The following is a 12,687-nucleotide window of genomic DNA, read 5'->3' on the forward strand; positions in this document are numbered from 1 at the left end:
GGGGTCCTGACTGGCAGAGAACGGGGTACAAATGGATTACCATGACTGGATTATCAGCTGTGCTGTTGACGGGATGGATGCTGCTGGATTCCAAAATGGTCGTGCTTGGAGGACAAGCGTTGGCTACAACGCCACAAGCCTTGGGTGCAAGTTCTCAAGTCTTATCAACACAGTTGGCCTACAAACAAGGAGAACCCGTTACACTTATGAATGACATTCCTCTGTTCAAAAACAGGAGGGATGGCAGTGTGGCTGCTGACCAGCTGGGGATTGAATACTATACAACAAAAAACGAAAAGTATACGTTGGCCTCGGTTCGAGGCGAGTGGGTGCAGCTTAAGTCAACCGATCATGGAGACTTTTGGCTGCCAAGTTGGTATGCACTGAAGGAGAGCAGAAGCATGACGGAAACAGCTCCCCAAAGCTTCACGCTCCAATCAGGCAGTAAGCTGTATCTGGCTCCGGATAGTTCTACAACCTGGTCTTTTGAGAAAGCGCTAACAGATAAGGCTGTTATTGTTGCAAAGTGGAAAGGATGGTATGGGGTCTCCATTGCCCCACGAGTCTGGAATAAAGAATCCTTCACGTATCGGCCAGGACTCTTCTGGATCAAGGCACAGGCTATAGAACAGAGGATGAATGTGGCGGATGGTTGGTTCCAACAGGATGCATCGCTGCCAACTTTGGTTATACGCCATCTGACAGATATTAAGCTGGACAAGGCAACCACCTCCAAACAAGTGGCTGGGTGGTTAGGCGAGCCGGATTGGAAGGAGAGTTCAAGCAATCTAAATTACACGGGTGATTCAATGAGTATTGGACAGACCTGGAGATATGAGCGGGCAGATGGGCAATTATTGGTCACATTCAACAAGAATGGCAGACTGGTCAGAACACGATGGAATTTAGCACAGGATAATCGAAATGCTGCCGTTTCTGATTGGAACATCAGTCGGACGGATGAATATGGGTTCACAACAAAAATCTATGGCACAACGCTGCCGACAACAATCCCCTGGAAACCGGTATGGACCAACCAGGGGGATATTAACTACACTTTTTTACAAGCAGCCACGGATGATGTACTCCTGATGAAAGGGGATGACGGTGGATTTAGCGGGGATTACTACGAAGGTTCCATATATGCTCTTGACCGACATTCGGGTCAGAAATTATGGGGGATCAATGGAGGCTTTGGAAGACAGCAGGCAGAGGTGGATACAGCACGACAATACGTTACAATCTACACCGATTATGACCCTGACAAGAAAAAATACGTGGATCGTATTCGTCATCTGAACTTGAAGAATGGAGAGGTTACCTGGACGTACACCCCTAAGCAAAATTTTAGACTAAATGGCATCACCGTTGCGAAGAACGTTGTGGTTGTGGATAACCCGGTTGTTGAGAGCTCAAGCAACAGTTGGTTAACGGTTCTCAACAATGCAAACGGAAAAACATTGTGGACGCGAAAACTGGCTACGGGTTATGAATTATTGAACAAGAGTGCAGATGACCCCTATGTGTTGTTTTGGGAAAAGAATAAGCTGATTGCAGCCGATCCGCAATCAGGCCGGACCGTATGGAGCTTAAAGGGAAAACGAACCACCATAGAACAACTTGGGAATGATCCATATTTTGATGGAATCGAACGTCGTGACCCCTTTGCAACCATGAATGCTAAAAGATGGATATCACTGGATAATCAGTGGCTGCTCCTTGATCTGAACACAGGAAAGAAGCTTGCACAATTTCCTGCTCGGGCAGGACAGAGATTTGAGGTACTGAATGATGGCATGCTGTTGATCCGTGAGAACCAAAACGGCGATCATTACGGAGAAAATGAAGATTTTAAAACCACCTTGTACGATGCCAAGACAGGTAAAACACGCTGGACGCTAAAGGGCAAGATTGAACGAGGACTGGTGGAAGAGGATCAGTTGTATGTGATTAAGAACGGCTACCCGGCGGCTTTGGATTATAAAACGGGGGAGACAAGCTGGGATACCAAAGATACGATTGCAACATTAAGGCATCCGACGAATCAGGGAAGTTATCTGGTCATTGATGATCAGTTGCTGCTGCCCATGGACGAGAATTTGCTCGTAATTAACAAAAAGAATGGAGCACTGCTAGGTCGTGTACATGACGTTGTGATAGGAAACCCGGAGCACCGGGACCGGGATGCGAAGAATGGAACGATCAACCGGATCGGTAATGAAGTGTATGTGGGTTCGTCCAACGGACGTTTTCGTGTATATGAAGCCAGCCGCCTTCAGGAGGCAATCTCACCTTAAAAGCTTGTCTCGTAAGGGATGTTGATTTATTATAAATGGACAGGCTTGCTCGCGCTCCGGTTATCGGCTGTGCGGGCTTTCTTCATGTGTTCTTGAAGAACCATGCATGATCATTCACGGGAGGACTCTCCATGATCTCATTATATGGTGTAAGCAAACGTTATAACGAGCGCGGTTCCCGTACAGATCAGGGATTCGAAGCATTAAGCTCGGTGTCCCTCGAAGTGGGACAAGGAGAAATACATGGCATCATCGGATCGAGTGGTGCAGGCAAATCCACGCTTCTGCGGATGCTCAACGGATTGGAAAAGCCGGATGATGGTGAGGTTGTTGTGAATGGGCAGCACCTGACCCAGATGAATGAACAGAGTCTGCGTCAGGCACGAAGATCCATTGGCATGATCTTTCAACACTTCAATCTGGTCAGTAACCGAACGGTGAGTGGCAATGTCTGCATGCCATTGGAACTGGCGGGTATATCTCGTGCCCAGCGAGTTGAACGTGGACTGGAGGTACTGCGATTTGTTGGACTGGAAGACAAGGAAGATCAATATCCTGCTCAGCTTAGCGGAGGACAGAAGCAGCGTGTGGCGATTGCACGAGCGCTGGCTAGTCGTCCGGATGTGCTACTCTGTGATGAACCGACCTCTTCGCTTGATCCACAGACCACGAACGGTATCCTGGATGTGCTGCGACATATCAATGAAACGCTGGGCGTGACCATTGTTGTAGTAACGCATGAGATGGAAGTGGCTCGCAGACTATGTCACAGGATATCCGTCATGAAGGATGGGCGACTCGTTCGTACGTTGTCTAAAGCGGAAGTGAGCAGTATCCCTGCTCCGCAGCCTGATCTGCTGACCTCCTTGCTTGCGGGTGACGAATACGGGATGACAGGTTCGTCTTTCTTCCGTCAGGCAGAACAGGAGGACAAGTCATGAGGTTACCTGAGTCTGTGCTGAAATATCAGCATGAGATATGGCAGGCGATCGGAGAGACTTTTGTCATGGTGGGCATGTCCATTGCGGCAGCTGTTCTGATCGGGTTACCTTTGGGTACACTGCTGTATTTATTCCGGAGAGGACAACGGTATCAGAATCAAACGCTGTCCTTTGTACTCGGTAGTATCGTCAACATCGTTCGTTCGTTTCCGTTCTTATTGCTCGTTGTATTCATGATTCCATTCACACGGATTGTCGTGGGAACGTCCATAGGTACGCTGGCGGCAACCGTGCCACTCTCGGTTATTGCCATTGCCTACTACGCCAGACTGGTGGAACAAGCGTTGCTGGATGTACCGCGGGGAGTGGTTGAAGCTGCTGCTTCCATGGGGGCATCGACGATGCAACTTGTGTTGAAATTCTTGTACGTGGAGGCACGATCTGGTCTTGTACTGGGACTCACGACAGCTACGATTAGCTTCATCTCCTACTCGACGGTGATGGGTATTGTAGGTGGCGGCGGGGTTGGCGATTTTGCCATTCGCTACGGTTATCAGCGCTTCGAAACGGAGATTATGGTATTTACGATCATCATTATGATTATCCTGGTACAGATGATCCAATTCACAGGTAGCAGACTGTCCCACTGGCTGGATCGCAGATCCTGAACGGTTGGACCGTGCATTATTACGAATAACCAATACAGATTATACGATGAGGGGTAGACATGAAATGAAAGCAAAAATGATGCTTATGTTGCTTGCAGTAATGCTGGTTGTAGCTGCTTGTGGCAAAAAAGAAGAAACACCTGCGGCTGAAGGAACAAAAGAAGATACACAAGCTGCGCAAGAAGTTACGCTGAAAGTAGCCACGTTGATTCCACCGATGACAGATGTACTGGATATTGTTAAACCACTATTGAAGGAAGATGGCGTCAATCTGGAAGTTGTTGTGTTGTCGGATAACGTTCAACCAAATACGGCACTCGCGAATAAGGAAGTGGATGCAAACTTCTTCCAACACGTGCCTTACATGACCCAGTATAATGAAGCGAACAATGCCAATCTGGTGGCTGTACAGCCTATTTATAATGCCATCTATGGCGGCTACTCCAAAAAGTACAAAACGATTGAGGAATTGCCAGAAGGTGCAACGATTGCAATTGCAAACGATCCTTCCAACATTGGTCGCTCTCTTGTGATGCTGGAGCAGAACGGGTTGATTAAGCTGAAAGAAGGCGTAGGTTTTAACGCCACACAGGCAGATATCACCGAGAATACAAAGAACTTCAAGTTTGAGGAAGTGGACTTGTTGATGCTGGCTCGTATGATGGATGATGCTGATCTGGTAGCCATGACACCGGCATATGCGAGTCCGCTCGGTCTTACACCGAAGAAGGATGCGCTGTTAACCGAGAAGGATGATTCCCATTTTGCCATCACCATGGTTGCTCGTGAGGATAATAAGGACTCCGAAGCGATCCAGAAGCTGGCTAAACGCATGGCGGGTCCAGAGGTCAAAGCCTTCTTCGAAGAGAAATATGCAGATATCGCGATCCCGGCATTTAAATAGAGAATACGTTGGTCCAATGTAAATAACCTTTAGATCTGAGCGATAACGCTTGGATCTTTTTTTATGGAATTCGGCAGGTTACTGTAACAAGTATTTAAAAATTTAACAATTTGGTCATATCGCTGGGTTACTTTATTTAATAGTTTTTTCGTATAATTTGTTTGAAAGTAGTTCTTTAGGATTATAAATTAAGAGATTTAAGTAATATTTCTAGTGCGAAAATTGTCTTTTTCGAGAGACAGGACCTAATTTTTAATATCTTGAGGAAGGAGGGCTCTGTATCTAAGAGAGCTAGACCAAGTAAAACTAAATTAATTCTGGAAGAGGTAGAGAAATTTGTCCCCCAAAAATAGCAAATCGAATTGGTTCAACAAGATCCTTAATAACTTTAAAACGAAACTGGTGGTGTCCTTTATTGCTTTCTTGGCCATTCCATCGTTCAGTATTGGAGTTTTGTCTTATAACAGTGCGAAGAATGAAGTTGAGAAGCAAATTCTACATAGTGCAATGGAAAACGTGAACCTTGCCAGTGCGACCATCGATCTTTCGATTAATGCCAAGCGCGACCACATTGAATATTATGCGAATGCACTCGCAGAGGAATTACGTCAAGAAGATGCAGAGGTTCGGGTTGTGAACGAATTGAAGGGGTACGCTGCACAGAACAAAGACATCATCACCATAGGAGTGGGAACAGAAGCCGGTGTCTACCTGATGTCCTCCGATGCGGAAATGCCTGAAGATTACGATCCGCGAACAAGACCATGGTACACAGAAGCGATGAGTACTCCAGAGCAGGTCATTGTTACAGACCCTTATATTTCTGCCGAGACAAACGAAATCACCATCACCATCGCCAAGGCATTGAATGACCAATCTGGTGTAGTTCAGCTGGATCTGAATCTGTCGAATATCAGTACCTTGGTGAGTGGAATTAACGTGGGAGAACAGGGATATCTGATCCTGTTGGATGCCAGCGAAAAGTATATCTACCATCCCACGGTAGAACCCGGAACAGATGCAACAGAGGATTTTTGGAAACCGGTGTATGCGAATGAATCGGGCAACTTCAACTATACCGTTGATCAAACGGATAAAGTGATGTATTACGCCACGAATGCATCCACGGGATGGAAGGTCGCTGGCACCATGTTCTCTTCTGAGGTAGACGATGCGGCAGCACCGATTCTAAAACGAATGATTATGGTGATTGTCTCCTGCCTCGTTGTTGGTATTGTGATTATCTGGCTTGTGATGCGATCCATCATTAGACCCATTCGTCAGTTGAAGGATCAGGCGATCCAGGTGAGTGAAGGGGATCTTACCCAAACGATTACTAGCACAAGCCATGATGAGATTGGTGAACTGAGTGATGCCTTTGACAAAATGCAGCACAATCTGCGTGTGCTGATTGAAAATGTGGAAAACAGTACAAGCCAGGTTGTCGTCTCATCGGATGAGATGACTCAGAGTGCGGAATCAACCAGTGCGGCCAGTGAGCAGGTCGCGCGAGCCATTCAGGAAATTGCGAGTGGTGCCGAGAAACAGACTGAAGGTATTGACCACAACCATCAGGCCATGAATGAAATAACAATTGGGATAACACGAATCGCCGAACGTTCCATACATGTCGCTGATTTGGCGAAACATACAACGGTACAAGCGGAAGAAGGCGGCAACACCGTCAAACAGACGGTGAGTCAGATGCAATCAATTCAAGAGACGGTAGAACAGACAAACCAATTGATTCACGCGTTATATGAACGATCACACCAAATTTCAGCGATCACGGAGTTAATCGGAAATATAGCCAAGCAGACCAATCTGCTCGCGCTGAATGCATCCATTGAAGCAGCTCGTGCAGGTACGCATGGGAATGGATTCGCCGTTGTAGCAGCGGAGGTACGCAAGTTGGCAGAGCAATCCGGGCAATCCGTCAATGAAATTACCGTGCTAACCACAGCAGTACAGGAAGATATGGCTGCTTCCGTTCGCATGATGGAGAAAGTGACCACAGAGGTTGGAGAGGGTATGGAAATCTCGACAGAGGCCATTCGGAAGTTTGAACGCATTCTGGATAGCATGCGGGAAACGACACCTCAGATTGAAGAGATTGCTGCCACGTCGCAAGAGATCACAGCAGGTGTACAGGAAGTATCTGCTGTGTCCAATGAACTGGCAGGTATTGCTTCAGGCAACGCCGCGGCCTCCGAAGAAGTGGCTGCTTCCTCAGAGGAGCAATTGGCAGCGATGGAGCAGATTTCTTCCTCGGCTCGGGGCTTGTCTACCCTGGCTGAAGAGCTACAGCGCCTGATTAGACAGTTTAAGTATTAAAAGGGATCGTAGAAGAGAGTATCACACAGGGACAGCATCACATCATGTTTCATTAGAGGGAGTGGACAACCATGCAACTGGAACTCAAAGCCTTCTTACTGCTAACGGATGCGGTCATGATTACAGATGAGGAGGGTGTGATTCTGGATGTGAATTCCGTTTATGTAACCAAAACAGGATTCTCACGGGAAAGCACCATAGGTCAGCCTGCCCGATTGCTGATGGATACCCACTGGAGAGGGAACCAGACCTGGTCCGGCGTAGCCAAACTAATGAAGGCTGATCAGGAAGTATGGGAAGCTCAGGTCACCATAACATCGGTACATTTGGATGACTCTCTCTTTTATATCAGTATATTTAATGATGAACTTTCATGAGAAAAAACGTCATCTAGCGATAAGAGTATGTTAGCTGAAAGGATCAGTAATTTTCTAAAAAATGGTCAATATCGTCAATTGAATAAGGGAGCACGGCATACTATGATTTGAATACTGGGGAACTGCGGCCGTGAATCCGGCAATATTCATTGAGTGCATGAATTCCTGAATTCGTAATTTGGATGGTGACCATTTGCTACGCGATCTTGTACTGAATTTTACGCTGATTTTGAGCTTTCTTTTCCTAATTCATCACTATCTGAATCATACAAATGCTACCCGTTCAACATCCATCACGACTCGGATCATTATTGGTGTTACGCTGAGCATGTTGGGCACGGCGCTCTATTATTTCTCTATTGTGCTTGAAGATGGTACATTGTTGAATTTCCGGGCCATTGTGTATCTGCTTGCTGCTTATTTTGGTGGGAGTGGCTCTGCTTTCGTTACTTTTGCATTCATGTGGATGTTTCGGATTAATATGGGGCGTAATCCCTTGTTGGAGAACTGGCAGTATGCGTTGACTGAGTTGTTATTTGTTATAGCCATATGTCTGATCTTTAAGTATATCAGGGGATTTATGCAGAAGTGGTTGTCCGGAGCGTTGCTGCTGATTACTTTGTATGAGTTTTCTGTACTAAAGACAAATTCCCCTTCTCTGCTGATGATGGGGCAGATTCTCTTTTTTCAATGTATCTGCCTACTGTCCGTTATATTATTCCTGTATTATCTGAACCAAAATCATCGATATAGGAGATTGGTCATTCAGAGGGATCAGGAGATGCTCGAAATGCTTCGTATGCAGCCCGGGTTCACGTTCAAAATCCATAAACAGAATGGGAAATTTGAATATCTTCTGCTTGAAGGGCAGATGCTCTCTCAACTGGGACTAGATATGAGTAGTTTGAAGCAAGATTACACGTTGGGTACGTTGAACATTTTACCTCAGGAGAAGATAGAGTTCCTGCGGAAGCAGTTCGACCGGGCATGGAAAGGGGAGTCTTTCTTTTACGAGATTGAGCATGGAGGTTACTATTCACTGGTGAAGCTTCGTCCGCTGCGAGAAGAAGGTATGGTGAAGTATGTCATAGGGTATGGACTTGATATTACAGAACACAGAGCAGTTAAACGAAGGGTTCAAGAGAGTGAGGAGCGTTACCGGACACTTGAACGAGTGTCGACAGACTGGTTTGTCGGTTTGGATGGCAACAGATGTGTGGTGTCAGTTAATCAGAAATTTCTGGATGTTCTTGATCTCGATAGGCATGAAGTCATGGGCCGTGAGCTTGAAGAATTGATATTCATTGAGCAGTCGGCGAACTGGGTGTTATCTTTTCAAAAAGTTTTACACCACAATGTACCTCAGGATACGGAATTGAGTCTCATTGTTGGGAAGGGAAAAGAACAGCATGTTCGGGTTCACCTATACCCTGTAAAGGCCCCTAACTCGTGCGAGAAAGTCAAGGCAGTTATTCATGACATCTCGGATCAGTACCGACGTGTCAAGGCGGACAAAGCCAGTCAGGCAAAGAGTGAGTTTCTCGCATTCATGAGTCATGAGATTCGTACCCCACTGAGCGGAATTATCAGCTTTTCGTTGTTGCTGCAACGGACAGATCTAACCTCACAACAATTAGATTATTTGAGTAAAATCAATGCGTCCTCACAAACCCTGCTTACTCTGGTGAATGATATTCTTGATTTCTCGAAAATGGAGGCAGGTAAACTGATTTTGGAGAAAGTACCCTTTGCACCAGAGGATGTGTTCAAGCGTGTGGCAGATCAGATCGGTGTGGCCCTCGGGTACAAGGAGATCGAAGTCATCTTTAAGACCGACCCTGATCTGCCATTAACGGTAATTGGTGATCCTTTTCGACTTGAGCAGGTGTTATTAAATCTGCTCAGTAACGCGATTAAATTCACAGAACATGGATATGTTATCTTGCAGGCAGAGGTAATTTCATTGGAGGCCGAGCGAGTTCAGGTTCGTTTTGAGATCGAAGACACGGGGATTGGAATTTCATCTGAACAACTGGAGCATATTTTTGTCCCTTTTACACAAGCGGAGCCTTCCACTTATCGAACATATGGTGGCTCAGGACTTGGGCTGGTCATCTGTTACCTGCTGGTAACCTCATTGGGAGGAGACTTGCGGGTGGACAGCGTGCTTGGAGAGTACAGTCTATTTTCATTCGACTTGATATTTGAACTTGCAGATTCGGAAGAAGAAGAGAGTTTCTCCCTGCATACACACCCTCTCCTATATGGTGCGAATGATGTGGTTATCATTGAAGATGATGAACGGATGGGCGAAAACCTGAAGCAGCTGCTCTATTCATTCGGGATGAATCCGACCCAGTATACTTCCTTGAACCATATGATGGAGAGTGGTGGGTATACTCCTGAAGCCGAAGCGATGTTGATCATGTTGGATATGGATATAGAAGACACAGTCAACGGTTCGTTATGGGACAACTTCATGAAGCGATTGGATCGAACGAAAATTCAGGTGTTGGGGTACACACGGGCATTTAGCGAAAATGCGCTGTGGATTGAGAAGAGATCCGTGCACCCTGATATCATGATGGTCAAACCGATTACACGTCTGGGATTATTCGAAGTCATTCTTGCACTTCAGGGCGAAGGTCCGCTGGCCAAAAGTCAGTTGGCTGAAGGCGACGATCCCTATTCGCTTGATCAGAAAGGACATATCCTGATAGCTGAGGATCATGAGATCAATCAACTGGCGATTCGGGCGATGCTGGAACATAAGGGGTTCCAAGTGACGCTGGCAGCCAGTGGCACAGAGGTTCTGAGAAAGTTAGACGAACAAGTATGGGAATTGATTCTAATGGATCTGTACATGCCTGACATGAATGGAGTGGAAGCAACGCGACATATTCGCAAGATGAGGGAGTATGATCGTACGCCCATAATCGCACTAACAGCAAATGCCCTACAAATAGATCATGAGAGATGTATGGAGGCTGGGATGAATGCCATCCTGACCAAACCCATCCATGAACAACAGATGACAGACATATTGGCAACATGGATTGATCTGAGAGGTATGCGGAAGATTAGCGGAATTGATGTAGATAAGGCGATCAGGCAGATGGACGGCAAGCCACATATTCTGCAATATGCGCTCACGAAATTCAGGATGGAGTATGACTCGTTTCAGAACAAACTGACCACTCAACTTCGCCAGCAGCAGATTGCTGGTGCGATCCGCAGCGTTCATTCTCTCCGAGGCGTGGCTGCCAATCTGCATGCAGTGGAGCTGTTACGTCTAATTCTTCAACTGGAATCGCTTTTGTCCCGTTCGTTATTCGATGAAGAGGAACTGAGTTCGGTTTTGGAGAAGGTACAAAAAGAGATTGATATCATTACCGGGTCTCTGCCTTGGTGACATGAATGAAGCTGATGTGTTAAGGTGTGAACTTATATCCGACCCCCCAGATAGTTTGAATATATTGGGGGTTTTTCGGGTTTTCTTCAATTTTTTTACGAAGCTTGGTAATGTGTACATCGATGGTGCGATCATTAATATAAGCATCAATACCACGAATGGCTTCAATCAAGGCATAACGACTGTAGACTTTGCCGGGATTGAGGACAAATAGCTTCATGATCTCAAATTCGGAGAATGTCATCTCCACTCGCTGGTTATTCAACAGGACGGCTCGCCGAGCCAAATCGAGAGAAATTCCGCAATTCTGTACAGTGACAATGGAGCTGTTCAATATGGAGTAACGACGTAATACAGCCTCAATACGTGCTTTCACTTCCTGCATGCTGAAAGGCTTGCATACATAATCATCAGCTCCATCTATTAATGATCGAATTCGCTCCGAGACTTCGGTTAACGAAGAGATGACGATGATGGGAATTGCTGTATGCTGACGCATGAGAGAACAGGGATTCTTGCCTTCCGAATCAGGGAGCAACAGGTCAAGTAGCAGGATATCAGGCCGCGCTTGAAGTTGTAGAAGACCATCTCTTGCGTTAGCGACACGGATAACATCATACCCCTCACCTTGCAAATACAGGGATAATGTATCTCCTAACATGTTATCGTCCTCAATGATAAGCACTTTGGTCATGATATTCCTTTCTGAATCGACTTCGTGTAGAAGGTCTAGGATCCATGGGTTAGCTTAATATACTTGATCGTGTATACCCTGATAATTAAAATATGCAACAAAAGGATGTCAGAATTCTAACATCATTGGGCAAGACCTAAGAGATTCTGAGTCAATGCTTGCCAACATGTGAATCTGCTTCACGCTCGATCAGGCGCATCAGTTTACGCTCGGTAGCGGTCTCTGGTGCCGGCGTGTAGACACTGCAACGCAGATCGGAGCTGCCTTGAACCTGCAACGAAGTCAGATCAAACAACATTTTGCCTGCTTTGGAATGTCTGAATTCGATTAAGACATCCGGAGCACTACTGACGCTGCTTTGTTTCCAAAGGGTATGGAAATCAGGATGTCTGTTCATCATGTCATCCAGAAATAAATTATACCACTCATCATCGACATACTGACCATAATAGGCACGGAAAATCGCCAGAAATCCGCTAACAAAGTCCTCCCAGTTCACCGCAAGCCTGCGAAATTCCTTGCGATCAAATAACAGACTGATCATATTCCGCTGTTCGGGGGCAATCTGTTCAAAGTCCATAAAAACATGGCGGGCGGCGTCATTCCAGCCGACAATGTAACAACGCCGATCCGAGATCACGGTAGGGCAGTGATGAAGTTCCTGCAAAATTTTCTGCAAGGAAGGGTGAAGCTGAACCGGTTCTTCTTCCGGCGTGGGCAGCTCCGAGTGATGGTCCATAGCGAGCGAAAACAGATATTTTCGTTCATCTGCAGTAAGCCTCAGTGCCGAAGCAATGTTATCCAACACACAATGGGATACCTGAATATCCCGACCTTGCTCAAGCCAGGTATACCATGTTGTACTCACTCCTGCCAGTTGGGAAACCTCTTCTCTTCTCAGCCCAGGCGTTCTTCTCCGACTTCCAGTGGGTAAACCGACCGATTCGGGAGAAATTTTGGAACGCTGTGTTTTCAGAAAAGTGGACAATGCCTGTAACCTGACATCGTAGTTCAATCGATCACCTTCAATCCTCGTTATCATGGTAGTCATTATACTATT

Annotated in this window: 9 protein-coding genes; 7 read left to right on the plus strand and 2 right to left on the minus strand. The window is 46.2% G+C overall.

The genetic code is table 11. The annotated features are described in order from the left end of the window. The first annotated feature begins 41 nt into the window (after positions 1-41). The 7 genes from MKZ13_RS04445 (at position 42) to MKZ13_RS04475 (ending at position 10,933) form a co-directional block, all read left to right on the plus strand. Complete coding sequence (locus MKZ13_RS04445; RefSeq protein WP_339182107.1) at positions 42-2,297, plus strand: PQQ-binding-like beta-propeller repeat protein; 2,256 nt, start codon at positions 42-44, stop codon at positions 2,295-2,297. A gap of 131 nt (positions 2,298-2,428) precedes the next feature. Beyond that, complete coding sequence (locus MKZ13_RS04450) at positions 2,429-3,238, plus strand: methionine ABC transporter ATP-binding protein (protein ID WP_339182110.1); 810 nt, start codon at positions 2,429-2,431, stop codon at positions 3,236-3,238. After that, on the plus strand, positions 3,235-3,906 hold the full coding sequence (locus MKZ13_RS04455; protein ID WP_339182113.1) for a methionine ABC transporter permease: 672 nt from the start codon (positions 3,235-3,237) through the stop codon (positions 3,904-3,906). The genes MKZ13_RS04450 and MKZ13_RS04455 overlap by 4 nt, the downstream gene beginning before the upstream one ends. A 46-nt stretch (positions 3,907-3,952) precedes the next feature. Further along, complete coding sequence (locus tag MKZ13_RS04460; protein WP_221819287.1) at positions 3,953-4,810, plus strand: MetQ/NlpA family ABC transporter substrate-binding protein; 858 nt, start codon at positions 3,953-3,955, stop codon at positions 4,808-4,810. A 336-nt stretch (positions 4,811-5,146) separates the two neighbouring features. Next, entirely contained in the window at positions 5,147-7,144 is a 1,998-nt protein-coding gene (locus MKZ13_RS04465; RefSeq protein WP_339182116.1) for a methyl-accepting chemotaxis protein, read from the plus strand. 71 nt (positions 7,145-7,215) lie between these two features. Beyond that, positions 7,216-7,521, plus strand: a complete 306-nt coding sequence (locus MKZ13_RS04470; RefSeq protein WP_339182119.1) for a PAS domain-containing protein — start codon at positions 7,216-7,218, stop codon at positions 7,519-7,521. A 178-nt stretch (positions 7,522-7,699) separates the two neighbouring features. Next, on the plus strand, positions 7,700-10,933 hold the full coding sequence (locus MKZ13_RS04475; protein ID WP_339182121.1) for a response regulator: 3,234 nt from the start codon (positions 7,700-7,702) through the stop codon (positions 10,931-10,933). A 19-nt stretch (positions 10,934-10,952) separates the two neighbouring features. On the opposite strand, the gene MKZ13_RS04480 is transcribed toward MKZ13_RS04475, so the two are convergent. Next, positions 10,953-11,627: a response regulator transcription factor gene (locus MKZ13_RS04480; protein ID WP_339182123.1), complete on the minus strand. Its 675-nt coding sequence runs from the start codon at positions 11,625-11,627 to the stop codon at positions 10,953-10,955. Between the two features lie 151 nt (positions 11,628-11,778). Beyond that, positions 11,779-12,642, minus strand: coding sequence for a helix-turn-helix transcriptional regulator (locus tag MKZ13_RS04485; protein ID WP_339185330.1), 864 nt, complete (start codon positions 12,640-12,642; stop codon positions 11,779-11,781). Between the last annotated feature and the right edge of the window lie 45 nt (positions 12,643-12,687).

Source organism: Paenibacillus sp. FSL R5-0701 (assembly GCF_037973995.1).
Classification (GTDB): Bacteria; Bacillota; Bacilli; order Paenibacillales; family Paenibacillaceae; genus Paenibacillus.

Bases quoted from the DNA above. Each gene is read 5' to 3' on its own strand.
- MKZ13_RS04445 (WP_339182107.1), top strand. From the start codon at position 42: ATGACTGGATTATCAGCTGTGCTGTTGACGGGATGGATGCTGCTGGAT.
- MKZ13_RS04450 (WP_339182110.1), top strand. From the start codon at position 2,429: ATGATCTCATTATATGGTGTAAGCAAACGTTATAACGAGCGCGGTTCC.
- MKZ13_RS04455 (WP_339182113.1), top strand. From the start codon at position 3,235: ATGAGGTTACCTGAGTCTGTGCTGAAATATCAGCATGAGATATGGCAG.
- MKZ13_RS04460 (WP_221819287.1), top strand. From the start codon at position 3,953: ATGAGGGGTAGACATGAAATGAAAGCAAAAATGATGCTTATGTTGCTT.
- MKZ13_RS04470 (WP_339182119.1), top strand. From the start codon at position 7,216: ATGCAACTGGAACTCAAAGCCTTCTTACTGCTAACGGATGCGGTCATG.
- MKZ13_RS04480 (WP_339182123.1), bottom strand. From the start codon at position 11,627: ATGACCAAAGTGCTTATCATTGAGGACGATAACATGTTAGGAGATACA.